Origin of the sequence: Microcoleus sp. AS-A8, from assembly GCA_039962225.1 — a bacterium.
Taxonomy (GTDB): domain Bacteria; phylum Cyanobacteriota; class Cyanobacteriia; order Cyanobacteriales; family Coleofasciculaceae; genus Allocoleopsis.
Genome location: JAMPKV010000030.1, coordinates 21,880 through 39,499 on the forward strand (window position 1 = coordinate 21,880; position 17,620 = coordinate 39,499).

A 17,620-nucleotide genomic window follows, 5' to 3' on the forward strand; every position below is an offset into this window, starting at 1 on the left:
TTCCGTAACTTATAAATGAGCTATCGGCTAAGAGCTTTCTGCACCTAATAATATGACACATTCATTCAGTCAAAGTGTCTAAAATTTGACAGGAGTACAATAATGCCAATCAATACTCACAAGCTGGGCAATGTTCTGCAAAACTTTGTTTCAATAACCTCTAATGTTCAAGGGGCAGCGATGGTTACCACAGACGGCTTACCCTTGGCTTCATGCTTGCCCGGTAGTATGGATGAGGATCGGGTTTCGGCGATGTCTGCCGCCATGTTGTCTTTGGGCGAACGCATTGGTGGAGAACTCGGCAGAGGTGAAATGGATCGTGTCTATATTCACGGTCAGGAAGGCTTTAGCATTTTGACGAGTTGTGGTGCGGATGCGGTCTTTCTTGTCCTGGCAGATAAGGAAGCGAAGCAGGGGGTTTTGATGTTAGAAATTAAGCGTGCCCTTACTGAGCTGATGCTCATTATAAGTTAGCTGACAGGGTTGTCATCCTGTTAGGAATCTTGTTTATTGTGGATTAGGACAACTTGTGTTCAAAAAAGATGGGTCTTTTTTCAGCAAGACTTCTTGATTAGGAAATAAGATTGAGACCGTCTAGAGCGATCGCACGTTACCCAACTTGAGGAAAAATGAAGGGATAAGGAGCGATCGCTCTGCTTTCCTCCGTCTAGAATAGGTCATGCCTATCCCACATAGGACGTACCTTACGATTTGTAGAACGCTCACAACGGTTGACTGTCTTGGTAGATGAGTACTCCAACAATGGCGTTAATTCCCAGGATGGATTGACGGAAAACGCCTGAATTTCTTAGGGATGAGGATGAGGAGTTGCATCGGTTTTTTCGCTATCATGAGCCGTAGAACAGCGATCGCATAGTCCAAAAAACTCCAGCGTATGGTAGTAAATTCTGAATTGGTGAGAATCTTCCAACTGTGATTCGAGTTGATGAACGGGACATTCATTGATCGCAATGGATGCCCCACAATTGAGGCAGGTGAGGTGGTGTTGGTCGCGCTGCACCGAACTATAAAGAGATTCGCCATTGGCAAGGGTTCGCACTTGTACGGCACCTTCGAGCTTCAACACTTCCAGAGAGCGGTAGACGGTTGCCAACCCCATACTTTGTTCGCGGTTGCGTAACTCGACATAAATATCCTGGGCAGAGACGGCACGGTTTAAACTTTTGAGCAAATTCAAAATTCGGTCTTGAGAGCGGGTACGCTGGACTTTCATGGGCTTGCTACTGAATTTCACTAAAAATTTCTGGGAGAGTTTGGGAATTGGTACTGCAAACTTTAAAATGGGCTTTCTTATCAATTGGGGAATGAAGAGTGATTCACAAATATCAAGCGCACATTTATGTTACCCTCCGACCTTCAGTATTAGATCCAGCCGGAGTGGCGGTGGAGTCGGGACTGAAGCAACTGGGTTTCGACAATGTCGAGCAGGTACGAATTGGCAAGTATATTGATTTGATGATAAGCGCTGCCAATGAAGAAACAGCACGGCAGCAACTTGACAGCATCTGCGATCAACTTTTGGCGAATCCAGTGATTGAAAATTATCGGTTTGATTTGGTTGAGGTAGCGGCACTGATGGGGGCGTCGTCATGAAATTTGGAATTGTGGTGTTTCCGGGGTCAAACTGCGATCGCGATGTGGCTTATGTGACTCAGAGTTTACTTGATCAACCCACGCGGATGGTTTGGCACCAGGAAACGGATATTTCTGACTTAGATGTGGTGGTACTACCGGGTGGTTTCAGTTATGGGGATTACCTCCGTTGTGGGGCTATTGCCCAATTTTCGCCGGTGATGGGGCAGGTGGTAGAACATGCCAAGCAGGGTAAGTTTGTCCTGGGTATCTGCAACGGTTTTCAGGTATTAACGGAAATGGGGCTACTGCCAGGGGCACTGGTTCGCAATCGAGACTTACATTTTATTTGCGATCGCGTTCCTGTCAAAGTGGAACGCACCGATCTGCCCTGGACTTCGGCTTACCAAGCTCAAGAGGTGATTACCCTGCCCATTGCTCATGGGGAAGGTCGCTACTATGCCGATTCTGACACGCTCAAAGCATTGGAAGATAACGGACAAGTCTTGTTTCGTTACTCCACGACTACGGGTGAGACAGACGACAAGGGCAACCCCAATGGTTCCTTGAACAACATTGCCGGAATTTGCGATCGCACAGGCAGGGTTTTGGGGATGATGCCCCACCCAGAACGGGAGTCAGATTCCCTCATCGGGGGGACTGATGGCCTCAAATTGTTCCAGGGATTATTGGCAACCGCAGTCAGTGAAACCCTATCTCCCTTGAGTTTGGCCAAGTAAGCTGGCTTCCATCCTAGAAGGGTAGTGGCTTTTTGTCGCTGTGCACGATATGAGAAAGGCTAAGCCGGAGAGATTCCGCTTTCCGGCTTGGTTCACCTCAATTCTTGCACCTATGCCCTGAACTAAAGTACCCTACCCTGCGGGAACGCGCTGAAAGCTCAAGTCAGTTTTAACTGACTGAAAGATTCACCTGGTAAAGTTTTCAACCTGTTTCAATAGGTTTAAGCTTTGAGCCTGAATTTTAATTCAAGGCTCTGGTGCAAAATGTGAGTTCATCCCATTAGTCCGTCGAGGAGTGGCGAGGGGATTCTTAAGAACAGCAACTTTATACAAACTTCATTTTACGCCTAATAAAAAAGGCAAGTCTATACACAATTTTACGCAGAGATAGAATATTATGATTGAACAGCTACACTTCAGAATATAGTCAATCACCTTAGATTAAGGATAGAGACTCCTTCTGAGGTGAGTGAAAAAATACACGATAGAGAAAAATCAAAAAACATTCTACACTTTTAGCGGGATATTGCCCAACATAGATATCAAAATTAGGCGGATTTGTCAACCGATTGCTAGGTAATGCAGAAATGCATTGTTTGGGTAGGGGTTGAGCGAGCTAGAGACGCCGATAAACGATGATGAAGGAGACGGAGAATGCCAGTAACTGCAAACACGCCTGAAATCAGCTTGCAGATGAAACCATTGCGATATCGAGGCTGGTTGATTAGTACGAAGGTTGTTGATGGACAGTTATGGTTGCGATGGCAGCACCCTAGAGAAAGCTTCGCTCGTTATAGCTATCCTGTTACCGAAAGAGGTTTGGCCGATACGATTCGCTTCGCTCGCTACCTAATTGACTTAGTCATCAAGATGGAAGAGGAATCCTTAACGGAACCCACGGGGAAAGCGAGTTAAGGTTCACAGGTAAGGTATTTTTCATTGATCCAATCAGTAGGCAAAGCGCACCCTTAACCTGCTTTTTTGAGCATTGCAGCGTTAGATCAACCTTAAAGCCTTAATGAAGTTTTCATTAGGTCTTGCTTAACAAATAGCGATCGCTACAGTACCCCTGCTAAGGTGTTGGAAGATAGTCTCTTTTCGAGTGAGGGAAAGAGGCTTTTATAATCAGCACACTGAATAGAGAAATTCAGTGCAATTGCGTCTGCGAAGAGACGTTAATTCTTTCAACTTAGCAGAATTAACTGCACTTTCCTCATGTTATACATTCCAGGGGAATCAGTATGCTTAGTGTACAACAAAACACACAGATCGGTATTCTTAATGGTCATACATTTCCAGTGACAGCGATTGCATTTAGTCCTGACGGAGAAATACTGCTCAGCGCTGGAGATAACCGAATTCAACTGTGGAACCTGACCAGTGGCAAACTCATCCGAACGTTGAGAGGACACGCGGACAATTGGTCAGAATCAGCCGTGACATCGCTAAGTGTTAGCCCCAATGGCAAGTTTATTGCCAGTGGTGGCACGGATAAGACCATTAAAATATGGCACTTGCAGCACTTTCTCCGGTCAGAACGAGGAAAAACCCGCACCTTAACCGGACACTCTCAAGGGAGTTTGTTGGCGCAAGGTGTGAGAGCGGTAGCCTTCAGTGCAGATGGAAAAATTCTTGCGAGTGGAGGAAGTGATAAACTCATTAAGCTGTGGGACACGCAAACATGGACAGAAATCTCTACGCTCACTGGACATTCATCCGCGATTGCTTCCCTCGCCTTCAGCCCTGTTGAATCCTGCATCATTAGTACAGCCGGCAACACCATTAAACTTTGGAAACTGGATACGGATGAACAAATTACCTTTGCCGCCTCTTCAGCACCTCGGTCAGTTTGTTTCAATGCAAATGGTCAGACTTTTGCAACTGGTGGATTAAAAGGTGCATTCAGCTTATGGGCCTTGAAAATTCAGGAAGAAGTGATTAAAGATACCCTACATTCCGAAGAAATTAAGGCGATTGCTTTCAGTCCGAATGGACAGTTTTTCGCAACGGGTGGTTATGATAAAACTATCAAGCTATGGAATGCCCTAACGGGAGACTTAATTAACACCTTGACTGGGCATTCTGATGCTGTTTATTCTCTAGCTTTTTGTCCTGACAGCTCAATTCTTGCCAGTGGAAGCGCGGATAAAACTATCCGATTATGGAAAGTTCCGTAAGTGGAAGTACCCAGCATCTATAGCTCAATAGGGTAAAAAATTGACGACTCAAGAGTTTAGATTTTGGCGAGAGTCCTAATTGCCTTGGCGATTGCTATAACAGAAGGAAATGAACGACTCAAACCCAATTTTACGCTTTAGTTCATGCCGTTTAGGTTGGTAATTTAGTGCTGACTACCTCTAATTCTTGATTCAGGTTAGCCAGCAATGTCTGCAATAACTGCAACTGATAATGCTGTGTTGTTTGTTTGAGTGGCTCTTTTGTAATTTCAATGTTAATCATTTTTTCAGCTAACTTTTGATATTGAGCTAGAGTAGAAAACCCTTGATTGCTGAATCGTGTCAAATAGTCTTTAGCTGCCAGATTATAAGCTTCTTGGACTTGCTCTAAATAAGCGTTTGAAGAGATAGGTTGCTGGGGTTCAGAATCCTGAGTAAGCTTATTTAGTAAATAAGAAGCACCACCCGCGACTACGGCTCCAACTGGCCCACCTAAAATCCAACCGACGCTCGATGTAAAAGCAATAGGAGTAACATCAGGCGATGATTTGGAACTGGTTGATTGTTGAGGGGGTTCGGGGAGAATCACTTGTGGCTGGCTAGGAAATGGAATCGATAGTTCGGCAGGCTGAGGATAATCAAAAAACTCACAGGCTTGATGAACCCATTTCATAATTGACTGTTCATATTCTGCGATCGCCTGCTTAAATACTCCATGTTCCCAATTACTAAAAGTACCTTGTTGGAGTGCTGAAACAATCTGAAATTGATAGGCGTCTTGGAGTTTTGGCAGGTACAGCCAACTCATAAAATCAGAAACACTTTTAGAAAACCCTTTTTGAATGAGTTTCTGGGCTTTTTGTTTAATCTCAAGTTTCTGATTGCGTTTATTTGCAGCCAGTTCTAATTCGCCGCTAATGGTTTGCGCTTTGGTTTGTAAGGCTTGCTGAATTTGGGTGGCGATCGCCTGTACGCGGGGAAACCGAATTTCCTGATTTTCATGCTTCACTGCCACAATCGATTGTAAGGCAGATTCAAACATCGCAAGTCCTGTCGTTTGCGCCGCTGATGCATCGCCTTTGAGTCTGGCTCTTAAGGCTGGCAAGGCATCCACGCGATACAAATTACTGATATTATTCGGTAACTCTGAACGAAAACTTTCAGCCACAAACAGCAAGCGATTATAGACTTGCTTTTGGTCTTCAGATTCTAGCAGATTCAGGAAATTGGCAACAAAAACAACAGTTTTGATGCCACGATCCAGCAGCCAATCCCTTAGGTTCTCACGCTCATATAATGTCATTAGTTTTCGAGCATCAAGTACCTGAATCACCAAATCTGCCGTTAGCAGTTGATCGCGCACTAAATCATCCTGTGCCTCTCTGTCATTCGTTCCCGGTAAATCCAGCAATTCCACACTCCTTTGTAGGAAAGGATGAGGACAGTAAACATGAACAGAGGTAACATCGCCGCGCATCCGTCTTTGGTCATCTAGGATGGCATATTGCTTCAGAACTCCAGTGCCACTCTCACTAATTTCTGTACCATCTTTAAAGGTAATTCGAGTGTGTAATTCGTTACCATATCGCACATGAATCGCCGCGCCTGTTGTTGGAATCAAATCAATGGGTAAGGTACGATTTCCTAGAATGGCATTCAGTAGGGTGGACTTGCCGTAATTAAAGGGGCCAAAAACAGCAATCCGAAAAATTGGGTCTTCGAGATAGTCGCAAATGGATATTGCATCCCGGTAAAGTTGTGAACTTTTATTGAGTTCAAGTACCCCTAAGGCAGACCTAAGGTTACTTACAAGGTTTTGATAAACGTCCTGTTTTTGCATACGACTATTCCTATATTTTCCAAAATATGCATTCCCAAATATCTGAAATAGAAAATTAAAAAATATCAATCAATAAGTATTGGTAGTCTAGAAGGAACAGACAGACTCTGGCGTGACAGGACAAGTTTGATTAGTCAGCGGATTTTCTCTACTTCTGAGTTGTTCTAATTTTGTCAGGGATGACAAGGGTGTAAGGTCGGCTATTTGATTGTTGGACAGTTCCAGGAGAGTCAGGTTATTCAGAGATGACAACGGTTTCAGGTCGGCTATTTGATTGTTTTCCAGCCAAAGCGAAATCAGGTTATTCAGAGATGACAACGGTTTCACGTTGGCTATTTGATTGTTGTTCAGGTAGAGGAAAGTCAGCTTGGTCAGAGATGACAAGGGTGTAAGGTCGGCTATTTGATTCTCTCCGAGCCAGAGTTCAGTTAGGTTGGTCAGAGGTGACAAGGCATTCAGGTTGGCTATTTGATTATTGTTGAGACTCAGCGTCGTCAGGTTGCTCAGAGGTGACAACGGTTTCAGGCCGACTATTTGATTATTGTTGAGACTCAGCGTCGTCAAGTTGCTCAGGGATGATAAGCCTCCCAAATCGGCTATTTGATTATTGTTGACACTAAGATTACTCAGCTTGATCAGAGGTGACAGTGGTTTCAGGTCGGCTATTTGATTGTAGGAAAGGTCAAGCTGACTCAGTTTCCTCAAGGATGACAAGGGTGTTACGTCGGCTATTTGATTGTTGTTGAGACTCAGCCTCGTCAAATTGGTTAGGGATGATACCCCTTCCAAGTCGGCAATTTTATTTTTGTCGAGACTAAGACCACTCAAATTAGTGACAGATGATAATGGCTTAAGGTCGCTGATTTGATTAAACGAGAGAGTAAGCTCTCTCAAGTTGGTCAGAGGTGATAACCCACTCACTTCACTTATTTCATTGAATGTGAGGTTAAGCTCACTCAGCTTGGTCAGGGATGATAAGGGTTTCAGGTTAGCGATTTGGTTTTGGGAAAGGTTAAGCTTACTTAGATTCATCAGGGGTGATAACCCCGTCAGTGGACTAAGTTGATTCGCTTCAAGGTCAAGCTGATTCAGGTTAATCAGGGGTGATAAGGGTTTTAGGTCGGTAATTTGGTTGTGGGAAAGGTCAAGCTTGCTTAGATTGCTCAGGAATGATAGACCCGTCACTCGACTAAGCTGATTGGATTCGAGGTTAAGCTCACTTAGGTTAATCAGGGATGATAAGGGTTTTAGGTCGACAATTTGATTTAAGGGGAGCTTAAAACCAATAGCAGTGAGGTATACCAAAGATGTCTGGTGTTCGCTGGGATTGGAGAGGTCAAGCCTCCTCAAATTTTTCAGGGATGATAAGGGTTTTAGGTCGCTGATTCGATTGTAGGAGAGGTCAAGGGTTGTCAGGTTGCTCAGTGATGATAGGGGTGTTAAGTCGGCAATTTGATTTAAGGACAGGTCAAGAGTGGTTAGTTTGGTCAGGGATGATAACGGTCTCAGGTCGGCGATTTGATTGTAGAAGAGGCTAGGTGTATTTGGGGATGACAATTCTAATGAGGACAGTAGCTGATCGACGGGATTGGAAAGGTCAAGATAAGTGAGATTGGTTAGGGAGGATAGCGCTGTCAGATCGGTAATTTGATTTAAGGAAAGGTCAAGCTCAATCAGGTTGCTGAGAGATGAGAGTGGTCTGACATCAGCGATTTGACTTGATGAAAGGTCGAGTTTTGTGAGAGTCGAAAGCTGCTTTTCGGCGCGATCGCACTGTTGAGTACCCGCCTTCTGCAATAACGCATCCACAGTACGTCTTGTATCCAGGGGAAGGTTGGCTTTATTGACACACCAATCCGCAAAACCTTTGGGAGTCCCCGTCTCCTGGAGTGCATAAACAGGAAAACATGAAACTCCCTGGAAAAAAGCTAGAGCCAAGAGCGCACTTGCTAAATCAATTGTTTGTTTTAGATGCCAGTCAACCTGCATAGACCACTCAAGACTCTGCAATTTATATTTTTTCTTAACTGCGAGTCCGACTCAAAATCAATTAGACCAATAGCTGACTTGAGACTTCCTGCCTTTGCCTCACTCCCGATGAGACTGAGTACCAGAACCAACAGCCATCAGATGATGGCGAACTAAATATTCAAACTGGTAAAGGTACGCGGCGGTAATCACTCGATACAGTGTAGGCAGTGTGAATAAATCTCTCAATTCATCCCACCAACCCAGCAAATCGTAGAGAGAGTTAAACGAGGATGAGAAGATAATTTCAATCATGCTACTCACCGCTAGCGCCAGAGCGATCGCCATCCAGCCATAGAACCCTTCCCACCAACTCATTAAACTAGGAAGTAGCCCCTCCGCGTTACTCATCCCTGGCGATCGGCTACTAGGAGCATAACGATCCAGAAATATGTGAAGCAAATGGTGGACAACGGCAATCACCAAGATAGGCGACAGTAACGCTGCAAAATAGAATACGATTCTCAACTTCGGTGAAATCTCCATCAGGGAGTAGCCGTATTGCCCAATTATTCTGATGACAACGGCAATTCCCCGGACGAGCAAAATTAGGAGAATTGCACTCATCCACGAATTAGGGTTAGGAATCCAAGCGGGCCAATTTCTCATTTTTCGTTCCCTACACTTATTTACTAGTCGTTGAATCGTCAAATTCAGGCCACGACAGATAGGAAGTTCTGATACAGTGTCTCCACGCTCCGTAATTCGGAGGAAACATCAGTCTCCAGCTTCTTCAGACGCTCCAATTCTGCCCCCTGATTAATTTCATAGGATTCTTTTTGCTTGAGCAGATTATCTAACTCCGCTTTGCGCGACTGAATATCATCATCAATCCGCTTGGTGACTTCACGCTCATAGGCATCAAAACATTCTTTTACTGCATCATGAACCGGTAACCATTGCTCATTTGCCACTTGGGGGAGATATTTCACCAATTCTTTTTTAGCTGTTTTCACCAACTCTTGTCGGGCTTGATCGGCTTGCATAAAGCCAACTCCCATGCCAATTAATGCCAGTCCAAGTGGCCCTAGAAAAATACCTGTAACAGCAGAAAGAATGCTACCAATGCCAATCACGGCTACATAGTTGAAGAGGATATTTTTCCAATCGAAACCGGCTCCCGCCATTGCCACACCCGCGATGTTACCACGAGCCAGGGAAAATAAACCCATTGCCCACTTTGTCCATCCGGGTGAGTTATCCTCGTCTACTGAGGCGTTGGAATTAAGGTTTATTTTTTGTCCGGTGAGTTTTTCCGTAATCCGATCCGTCACTTGGTTGTAGGATGCACCATACTCTACCGCACTTCGAGATAATCCCAAGAAAGCCGCATTCATCTCTTGCTCTGCGGTCAGACTCCAAGCAGCAAACTTATCCGTAATGTACTGCTCAAAGGCTTTTTGCAGTGCAGCATTGAAGGCTTCCCGTTTACCTTTACTCAAAAAATCAAGTAATTTTAGCTCTGGTTGATAGCGGAGAAAATCCGTTTCAAAGGTGTTGCCCAGATTTAAAACATAGGCGCGGAAGGAATCGGCGATCGCTCTTGCTTTATTATCTCTGGTGGAACGGATTTCAGCTTGGAATTGGTCGCGGATATCGATTAATTTGGTAAATTCAGGTTCAACTGAAAAAATCCGTTCTTTGAGTTGCTTGACATCCTTTTCCAGTAAAGGAACACGGCGTGCGATCGCTTCTTTGGCATGGCTGCAAGTTTGGCGTGCCAAGGTTCTCGCTTGCCGCAACTCGGAGATTGCCCGCTCCTGAGTCAAAAACGTGTTGAGTGCGCCCATGAACTCCGGAAATCCTGTTCCTCCTAAAGAAGCAGAAGCATCTTTCATCCGCTTCCTCAGTGCCTTAATCGCGGAAATTTCAAACACTCGCTCCTCATAAATATTATGACCATCCACCAGACAGTAATCAGCTAAATTCGCTTTAAAAACTCGACGCAATTTCTCTTCGGATTCTTGCAGTTCTTCCTCATCATCGGGGTCAATTAATGACTCTCGCACCTGATCCCAAGCATTAATTAAAAAGAAAACCGTCAATCCTCGGCTTTTGATGTAATTTTCCAGATAACGGCGTTCCCCAAGCGTACAAGGCTGTGAGGCTCTTAGCACAAAGAGAATAGCATGGCAATTATTGATATAACCCAAAGACAATTCGTTCCGAGATTCTGTATCATTGAGTCCCGGACTATCAACAATTTCCACGCCCTTTTCTAACAGAGGTAAGGGATACTCAACGACGGCATAGTCAACCCCTGGAAAAGCTTGCTTTTTCTCTTGTTCGAGTTGCTTGGCTTCAGCGGGATCGATCGTGTATTTCTGCTTAAATTCTTTAAAATCTAGCTGTTCCGGGCTTCTTCCATCATTGAAGTAAACCGTCACTTTTTTTTCAGGGCCATAGCGTAAAACAGTTAATAGCGCCGTACAGGGATTGACATCACTGGGTAATAGATTCTCTCCAATTAAGGCATTGAGAAACGTACTTTTCCCCCGTTTCATATCTCCTAAAACCAGGAGCCGAAATACACCACTGCGGAGATTTTTACTCGCCACCCTGAGGTCGTCAATTTCTACCTCTAACCCCAGTCCTCCCGAAGTTGGTTTTCCTTCCGTTTCAGATTGATTGAGAGTTTCGGCAATTTTAGCCAGAGAATTCGACACTTCAGAACGGACTTGAGTGACTCGTTCCAAATCGTTGATGAAACTGTCAGCTTCAATTTTGTAACTCATTGAAATTCCTTGGTGAAAGACTAGATGTCTAGACTTAGGTGGTTCCTGCCCACCTGACTAGAAGTAAAACTTTAAGCAGGTGAAGTTAATAAACACTCATAAATAACCTCAATACTCCGACATTGGGTTAATACATCAGCATCTAAACTCTTCAGACGCTTTAATTCAGCATCCTGATTAAATTCTTGAGAACTCTTTTGCTTGAGCAGATTATCTAACTCGGCTTTTCGAGCCTTAATGTCATTGTTCACCCGCTTAGCCACTTCACGTTCATAGGCATCAAAACATTCTTTGACGGCTTGATTAATCGGTGTCCATTGCTCTTGGGCAATTTTAGGTAGATATTTCACAAACTCTTTCTTGGTGGCTTTAATCAATTCTTGACGAGCTTGATCAGCTTGCACTGCACCAACTCCCAACCCTAGCAGGGCAATGCCAAGCGGCCCTGTAATAGCAATCAACGGAATCGAAAAAATTGTTAAAAAGCCCCAGATACCCATCACGCCCAGAGCGTTTACTAGCACACTTTTCCAATCAAAACCCGCTCCTGCCAGTGCTACGCCAGCAACGTTACCTGTCGTTAACATTAAAAACCCCATTGCCCAACTTGCCCAAGCTGGAGAATTCTCTTCCTCACTGACTGTTGGGGTGTATATCTTTTGCCCAATTAACTTTTCACTCATCTTCTCAGTGACCTGGCTATAGGAAGCCCCATAGTTTGCTGCACTTTTTGCGAGTTGGGAAAAGGCATCGTTCATCTCTTGCTCAATAGTAAGTTCCCAAGCCGAAATCTTGTTATTAATGTATTGTTCAAACGCTTGTTGGAAGGAAACACTAAACTCTTCTCGTTTCCCTTTTTGCAGAGCATCCACAAAGGTCAGTGTCGGCTGATATTGAACAAAATCGGTTTCAAACGTGTTCCCTAAGTTCAAAACATAGTTACGAAATGAGTCTGCGATCGCTGTTGCTTTTCGATCTCGCATTTCTCGAATTCCATCCTGAAATTGATCGCGGATATCAGCGAGTTGGTTAAATTCCGGTTCTAGAGAATTAATTTTGGCTTGCAATTCCTTGACATCGTGACTCAGCAAAGGTAAACGGCGTTCAACAGCTTCATGAACACGAGTGTGAGTTTGTCGTGCTAGAGTCCTCGCTTGTCTCAATTCAGCAGTCGTTCGCTCCTTGGTTAAAAAAGTGTTGAGAGCCGCCATAAACTTGGGAAAGCCAGTTTTTTCTAGCGGATCTACAGGGTTTTTCAACCTTAGACGCAGCGCCTTCAAGGAGGAAACTTCAAAGACGCGCTCCTCGTAAAGATTACTCCCCTCAACTTGACAATAGTCTGATAGATTGGTTTGAAAAACTTGACGGACTTTATTCTCTGCTTCTTGGAGGGCTTCTAAATTATCGGGATCGAGCATTTCTTTGCGAGTTTCGTCCCAAGCATTGATTAAAAAGAAAACCGTTAATCCTCGATTTTTGATGTAATTATCTAGATAGCGGCGTTCTCCCAGCGTTAAGGGCTGAGAAGCTCTGAGAATAAACAGAATAGCATGGCAATTATGGATATAACCTAAAGAGAGTTCATTTCGCGCTTCGGTATCATTTAACCCCGGAGTATCTACAATTTCAATACCATTTTCCAGCAAGGGTAAGGGATATTCAACGACAGCATAGTCTACATCGGGAAAGGCTGGTTGGTTCTCTTTTTCTAGCCGCTTAGCTTCATCCGGATCGATAGTATATTGCTGCTTAAATTCTTGAAATCCCAGTTGTTCGGGACGTTTGTTGTTCTTAAAGTAAATCGTTACTTTTTTCAGAGGGCCATAACGTAAAACTGTCAGCACCCCTGTACAAGGATTTACGTCACTCGGCAACAAATTGTCCCCAATTAAAGCATTGACAAACGTACTTTTTCCCCGTTTCATATCGCCTAAAACGAGTAAACGAAATACACCTTGGCGTAAATTTTTACTAGCAATATTGAGGTCTTCTATTTCTTCCTCTAAACCCAATTCCCCAAAGGTAATTTTCCCTTCAGATTCGGCTTGCTCTAGAGTGGTAACCATCTGCTTCAGGCAACTAGCCACCTCTGAGCGAACTTTTGCAACTCGCCCCAAATCATTGATAAAACTGTCCGTTTCAACTGTATCGCTCATGGTTGTGACCTGGTAACCTCCGATTGTTGGACAAAGTAGAGCAAGGAATTAGGCTGAGTCTGCCGTTGCCAAGCTGGTTGGGAGACAAGAGCGGGAACCCTTAGAGTCTTAGCTCCCAGATATAGGGTTGTTCGGCAATCTTTCAATTTCAAAACCAGTCGCTCATCCCAATGAGCAGGCATGTCGTGTTAACGTTTGGAGCGATCGCGCTCAAAAAATAGTTTGTAAGCCACCCAAGACACTCCTCCAACCAGAATCACTGTGGCAAGGGAGCTGGCTATTTTAAAACTCACCGCCACAGCAACGACAAGGAGGAAAAACTTCCCAACGTTCAAAAGTTGTCTGTACCGCTGTTTTAGTGAACTCTCAGGCGGCTGATGCTTTTTGGTTTGATAGAGAGGTGGTTGTGCTTCATTGATTTCAGCCTCTATGTCCCGGAGTCGCATCGCTCGCTCTCGTTCATGCAGTTCTCGCTCCAGACGCTGAAACTCGTTTTCTTGATCATTTGGAGAATTCATTAGCGTTCACCCATTCCAAAAATATGCTCTTGTGCGATTCCCGCAGCGTCCATTCCATGTTTAGGAACGAGGAGTGTTTTCTCTCTTGTGTCTAGGCGTTTGAGTGTCTTGGTAGGAGAATCTTTTGCAGGAATCGCTATCCTACTAAATTTCCCATAACCTTAACCTTGCAGCCTCTGTCCTGCCTAGCTCTAAGTTATGAAAATTTAATTGAGGCTTAAGCGATGTAGGAGGTAAGCGTCCATAGACTTAGAACAATCACATCCGTCCGTTTTTAGGCGGCACTTCTTGTGTTATCAGTCTTTTTTAGGAATTTTATGCCAAAAATTCTTAAATTTTTGACAAAACGAGATTACATCAGGGACTAATGGACAATTTTAATCATTAGGATACCATCGCTCAAAAATTAAGTAGGGTGCGTTGGGACGCACCCTACTTGTCGAGTTACTACAGAAATATTTTTTAATAATTGAAGAATATTTTTACCTAGCCCTAGGTAATCTATATCGAGGGTGGAAAGCAGGTCAGAGGAATGCCTAACGCACCCTAAAAGTCAAGAGGATAGGGTCAATTGCGTTTTCTGTGCGCCAAGAGTACCGCTTCTGGGGTTAGTTCCCCTCCTCTGTATGTGTCCTTTTGGAGTTGACGAACGTCTCTTTAGAGATATCGATCCCTTGGAGCTTGGACGATGAGCGCTTCCCTAAAGCCGCTTTGAGCTTTGACTTAGAAGTTTCTCCTTCAAGATGAATCTGAATTTTCGGTCCTGAGCTAGCTAGACGAATGATCATCCCATCTACGACCGGCATTTGGGTAATGCGTTTGCCATCGATATAGGTTCCATTCGCACCTAAACTGACAATTTCCCAACCTAAACCATTGCGCTGTATCTCTACGTGATGACGAGAAACCACAGCACTGTATAAAATGACTTCATTATCTGTCGAGCGCCCAATCCGAATCACAGATTCGGGTTCAAAGGTCCAACTTTGAACAGGCACGGACTGGAGAGGATGCAGCAGGGTCAGAGTAATCACCGATATTACATCTTTCAAAGACTTTCGCCTTGCGGCCTCTTGACTCTTTAGACTCCCCCCGCCTTGCTAGGAACGGGAGTTTCCTTTGAGAATCAACTGACGCCTTTGCTTAAGTAAGTTCGAGGGAATCCAAACTCATATAGTTATGAATTCACTCTACTTATTTTCGCCGACGACTATTGAGCATTCCACACTTCGGTCTTTCGACTGCTTTAGCAAAGAGAACGAGAGGCAAAGTGTTAGCGTCATAGTCTTCATAATTGAATTATCTAATAAGTCAAGGTAGGCTGCTAGATTAATATAAATTATCACTTCCCATCGCTAGTTAACTCTTTTTTCGGTACAGTTAGCCTGCACGGTCTGGAAGTCGCCCATCCGACTCCTAAAAATTGGCAACTCGTGGGAGTGCCATCTTGACTAAACTAGCACTTTCAGGCTACCACTTAAAAACTTGGTCTGCAATTTGCTTTGACCCCTCACCCCTAATTAGTCGGTGAATTGGTTTAGAGCAATTCGCAGACCCTAATTTGCCGACCATCAAGTGCTTTGGAACAAAAATGTCACTTGGTCACCTTTCCCCAAGCTAATGCGATCGCCTGAGCGCAATCGATGTCGATTTCCCGGAGGAAGGGGAGTATGGTTGATGTAAGTGCCGTTAGAGCTTCCTACATCCTCAATGTAGTAGATATCGCCCTCAACCCGGATATCGGCATGAACCCGAGAAACGATCTCAGAGTTAGGAAGACCAGAAACATCAATATCCGGTGGAATCTGGTCATTGGGCTTACCCATATGAACCACGGATAGATTCGGAGGCAACTCAAATTTCACATTCGTTTGGACGTGCAGCAAGTACGCCGACTGAATCTGCAATTGAGTTCTGGCAGCGCCAGGAGTAGATACCGGGGGTGGGGGGGCGCTACTGGACGTTTTGGCTGACGCTTCCGATTGACTGGCCACAGGAAACGGGGGCAGGGTTCCTGGATCAGGAGAACTCTCGTTTTCGACCTCCGCGCTAATCGGCTGACTGACAACGGTAGCTGGCAGTGGGGTGACTGGATTAGAAGTGGGTGGACTCGTATAACTCGGTTCCACATTAGGCTGTTGAGAACTGATAGACACAGGTTCAGGTGCAACAAGGGGTTCAGGGGGCACCAAGTCCGGTATATCAGGAATTGAGTTAGGAGCAGATGTCATTGCTGCCTCTATAGGGTCACCTGCATTCAGCAGATTAAACCCACACTGACCGCAGAAGCTAGCATCTGTCTGAACAGTAGAACCACAGTTCGGACAAGTGGTAGTTGCGGGTAAAGGGGTATAGCAAGCTTCACATTGGGTTGCTCCATCTGGATTTTGGTGATTGCAGTTAGGGCAGACAATCATAGAACCTCCTTGCCGCCAGTATTGATCCTCCCTATTTGACATGCTCCCGCCGCTAAATTCTTGTAGCGAGGGATTCCCAACCTCAGTTTCCCTTAGTCGGTTCTCAGTTCATCCAGTCCACATCATTGACACTACTCTCGTAGTCGCCAGCCAGAGGTGGAGTTCTGAGCCTTCGAGCTTTTGGCTCCAGTTTCCTAATGCCTTTAGGTACTGTTGATGTTAGCGAAGCGACGCTAACGCGCCGCAAATGCTTTTTTTGATGTTGGTACTCCGTTTGTTTCCCTAGCGAGGATGACGATGGTTCTCGCCACCGATGGGTCTCTATGTAAGTCTTCTCGAATACGAGAGAATCTACATTTTGTATGATTTAGCCCTACGCTGTAGTGGGACGGGGTATTGCAACCTGTCTGATAATAGCAAATCCCTGAGTGCCATTCATCGGACGAATGTCTCACTAGGCTATGCCTAGCGGCGAAAAGAGCTAACATCGTCACACCTCACGAGTCTGTCAAGAGCCTTGTAGCGGAATGGGTAAGCACAATAGACAGTAAAATTTTATAAATTGTTAACAGAAACGAGTCCTATTTTTTCAACTCTTGACCGGCTGCCTCATCTAAAAGCCACCAAAGTTCTCCTTGGGGGTTAATTAAGCGTGCTGGGTAGGTCATGGCGTCGGCTTCAGGAGCAAATATCTGAGCCAGAGCCGGTTTTTTGCTGGCACCCACAACCAAAAACATGACGCAGTGGGCATGGTTGATCAGGGGCGCGGTAAAGGTGATGCGAGGCTGATCATCTTTGTTACCGACCGTAACCAGACGGTCTGTCATTTGCAGCGCATCGGTATGAGGAAACAGGGAAGCCGTATGGGCATCATCGCCGATGCCTAACAGAATGATATCGAAATGGGGAAACTCTCCTACGGCTGCCTTGAAGAACTCACGCAGATGGTCATCGTGCTTCTGAGCGTCGGCGGCTGGACTCTCGCCATTGGTGGACATCGGGTGAATGTTAGCCGCTGGGATACTGACTTTGTCTAACCAGGCATGACGCGCCATTCTTTGATTGCTATCGGGGTGGTCGGCTGGCACGTAGCGTTCATCACCCCAGAAGACATGGATTTTATCCCAGGGGAGTTCCTGGGTGGCGATCGCTTCGTATAAAGGCTTCGGTGTGCCACCCCCGGCCAGGGCGATCGTACACTGACCGCGTTCGGAGATGGCAGCTTGCATTTGGGAGAGGACAACTTCGAGCGATCGCGCAATGAGTGCTTCTTTATCGGGTAAAACTTCAACTGTTTTGTTCATAAACTCTACGTTTGTGACTTTGTCGTTCTACATAGGGGTTCTGGCGTTAATTTTGCCTCGCAATACGCTACAGTAAACTACCACTATGAAGCTGATGCGAGAATGACACTAC

At 45.0% G+C, this 17,620-nt stretch carries 16 protein-coding genes; 6 read left to right on the forward strand and 10 right to left on the reverse strand.

Going from position 1 to position 17,620, the window contains the following annotated elements; genetic code table 11:
- The first annotated feature begins 102 nt into the window (after positions 1 to 102).
- Positions 103 to 474 (forward strand): roadblock/LC7 domain-containing protein, encoded by a 372-nt coding sequence (locus NDI48_28170; GenBank protein MEP0835044.1) that lies wholly within the window; start codon positions 103 to 105, stop codon positions 472 to 474.
- Between the two features lie 334 nt (positions 475 to 808).
- Here NDI48_28170 and NDI48_28175 read toward each other — a convergent pair whose 3' ends face one another.
- Positions 809 to 1,234 carry a transcriptional repressor gene (locus NDI48_28175; GenBank protein ID MEP0835045.1) on the reverse strand — a complete coding sequence of 142 codons (426 nt, stop codon included), beginning with the start codon at positions 1,232 to 1,234 and terminating at the stop codon, positions 809 to 811.
- Positions 1,235 to 1,332: 98 nt separating this feature from the next.
- On the opposite strand from NDI48_28175, the gene purS reads away from it, so the two are divergent.
- The 4 genes from purS to NDI48_28195 all read left to right on the forward strand — a co-directional run bounded on the left by purS (position 1,333) and on the right by NDI48_28195 (position 4,510).
- Positions 1,333 to 1,614, forward strand: coding sequence for a phosphoribosylformylglycinamidine synthase subunit PurS (purS, locus tag NDI48_28180; GenBank protein MEP0835046.1), 282 nt, complete (start codon positions 1,333 to 1,335; stop codon positions 1,612 to 1,614).
- On the forward strand, positions 1,611 to 2,333 hold the full coding sequence (purQ, locus tag NDI48_28185) for a phosphoribosylformylglycinamidine synthase subunit PurQ (GenBank protein ID MEP0835047.1): 723 nt from the start codon (positions 1,611 to 1,613) through the stop codon (positions 2,331 to 2,333). The genes purS and purQ overlap by 4 nt, the downstream gene beginning before the upstream one ends.
- Before the next feature lie 654 nt (positions 2,334 to 2,987).
- On the forward strand, positions 2,988 to 3,248 hold the full coding sequence (locus NDI48_28190; protein MEP0835048.1) for a hypothetical protein: 261 nt from the start codon (positions 2,988 to 2,990) through the stop codon (positions 3,246 to 3,248).
- Between the two features lie 326 nt (positions 3,249 to 3,574).
- Positions 3,575 to 4,510, forward strand: coding sequence for a WD40 repeat domain-containing protein (locus NDI48_28195; protein MEP0835049.1), 936 nt, complete (start codon positions 3,575 to 3,577; stop codon positions 4,508 to 4,510).
- A 151-nt stretch (positions 4,511 to 4,661) separates the two neighbouring features.
- Here NDI48_28195 and NDI48_28200 read toward each other — a convergent pair whose 3' ends face one another.
- From NDI48_28200 to NDI48_28235, 8 genes are all read right to left on the reverse strand, one after another.
- Positions 4,662 to 6,350, reverse strand: coding sequence for a dynamin family protein (locus NDI48_28200; protein ID MEP0835050.1), 1,689 nt, complete (start codon positions 6,348 to 6,350; stop codon positions 4,662 to 4,664).
- Positions 6,351 to 6,437: 87 nt separating this feature from the next.
- On the reverse strand, positions 6,438 to 8,339 hold the full coding sequence (locus NDI48_28205; GenBank protein ID MEP0835051.1) for a leucine-rich repeat domain-containing protein: 1,902 nt from the start codon (positions 8,337 to 8,339) through the stop codon (positions 6,438 to 6,440).
- Positions 8,340 to 8,438: 99 nt separating this feature from the next.
- A complete protein-coding gene (locus tag NDI48_28210) occupies positions 8,439 to 8,987 on the reverse strand; it encodes a hypothetical protein (GenBank protein MEP0835052.1) in 549 nt (182 codons plus the stop codon).
- Between the two features lie 44 nt (positions 8,988 to 9,031).
- A complete protein-coding gene (locus NDI48_28215) occupies positions 9,032 to 11,113 on the reverse strand; it encodes a dynamin family protein (protein ID MEP0835053.1) in 2,082 nt (693 codons plus the stop codon).
- 71 nt (positions 11,114 to 11,184) lie between these two features.
- Positions 11,185 to 13,269, reverse strand: coding sequence for a dynamin family protein (locus NDI48_28220; protein MEP0835054.1), 2,085 nt, complete (start codon positions 13,267 to 13,269; stop codon positions 11,185 to 11,187).
- Positions 13,270 to 13,457: 188 nt separating this feature from the next.
- Entirely contained in the window at positions 13,458 to 13,787 is a 330-nt protein-coding gene (locus NDI48_28225; GenBank protein ID MEP0835055.1) for a hypothetical protein, read from the reverse strand.
- A 608-nt stretch (positions 13,788 to 14,395) separates the two neighbouring features.
- Positions 14,396 to 14,821, reverse strand: a complete 426-nt coding sequence (locus NDI48_28230) for an FHA domain-containing protein (GenBank protein MEP0835056.1) — start codon at positions 14,819 to 14,821, stop codon at positions 14,396 to 14,398.
- Between the two features lie 537 nt (positions 14,822 to 15,358).
- A complete protein-coding gene (locus NDI48_28235; GenBank protein MEP0835057.1) occupies positions 15,359 to 16,204 on the reverse strand; it encodes an FHA domain-containing protein in 846 nt (281 codons plus the stop codon).
- Between the two features lie 313 nt (positions 16,205 to 16,517).
- Between NDI48_28235 and NDI48_28240 the strand changes: the two genes are divergently transcribed.
- Complete coding sequence (locus tag NDI48_28240; GenBank protein MEP0835058.1) at positions 16,518 to 16,673, forward strand: hypothetical protein; 156 nt, start codon at positions 16,518 to 16,520, stop codon at positions 16,671 to 16,673.
- A gap of 112 nt (positions 16,674 to 16,785) precedes the next feature.
- Here the strand turns inward: NDI48_28240 and pgl are convergent, their stop codons facing one another.
- Positions 16,786 to 17,508: a 6-phosphogluconolactonase gene (gene pgl / locus NDI48_28245; protein ID MEP0835059.1), complete on the reverse strand. Its 723-nt coding sequence runs from the start codon at positions 17,506 to 17,508 to the stop codon at positions 16,786 to 16,788.
- Between the last annotated feature and the right edge of the window lie 112 nt (positions 17,509 to 17,620).

Coding starts and splice junctions, on each gene's coding strand:
- NDI48_28170 (MEP0835044.1), top strand. CDS start 103: ATGCCAATCAATACTCACAAGCTGGGCAATGTTCTGCAAAACTTTGTT.
- NDI48_28190 (MEP0835048.1), top strand. CDS start 2,988: ATGCCAGTAACTGCAAACACGCCTGAAATCAGCTTGCAGATGAAACCA.
- NDI48_28240 (MEP0835058.1), top strand. CDS start 16,518: ATGGGTCTCTATGTAAGTCTTCTCGAATACGAGAGAATCTACATTTTG.
- purQ (MEP0835047.1), top strand. CDS start 1,611: ATGAAATTTGGAATTGTGGTGTTTCCGGGGTCAAACTGCGATCGCGAT.
- NDI48_28205 (MEP0835051.1), bottom strand. CDS start 8,339: ATGCAGGTTGACTGGCATCTAAAACAAACAATTGATTTAGCAAGTGCG.
- NDI48_28195 (MEP0835049.1), top strand. CDS start 3,575: ATGCTTAGTGTACAACAAAACACACAGATCGGTATTCTTAATGGTCAT.
- NDI48_28235 (MEP0835057.1), bottom strand. CDS start 16,204: ATGATTGTCTGCCCTAACTGCAATCACCAAAATCCAGATGGAGCAACC.
- NDI48_28215 (MEP0835053.1), bottom strand. CDS start 11,113: ATGAGTTACAAAATTGAAGCTGACAGTTTCATCAACGATTTGGAACGA.
- NDI48_28175 (MEP0835045.1), bottom strand. CDS start 1,234: ATGAAAGTCCAGCGTACCCGCTCTCAAGACCGAATTTTGAATTTGCTC.
- pgl (MEP0835059.1), bottom strand. CDS start 17,508: ATGAACAAAACAGTTGAAGTTTTACCCGATAAAGAAGCACTCATTGCG.
- NDI48_28200 (MEP0835050.1), bottom strand. CDS start 6,350: ATGCAAAAACAGGACGTTTATCAAAACCTTGTAAGTAACCTTAGGTCT.
- NDI48_28225 (MEP0835055.1), bottom strand. CDS start 13,787: ATGAATTCTCCAAATGATCAAGAAAACGAGTTTCAGCGTCTGGAGCGA.
- NDI48_28220 (MEP0835054.1), bottom strand. CDS start 13,269: ATGAGCGATACAGTTGAAACGGACAGTTTTATCAATGATTTGGGGCGA.
- NDI48_28210 (MEP0835052.1), bottom strand. CDS start 8,987: ATGAGAAATTGGCCCGCTTGGATTCCTAACCCTAATTCGTGGATGAGT.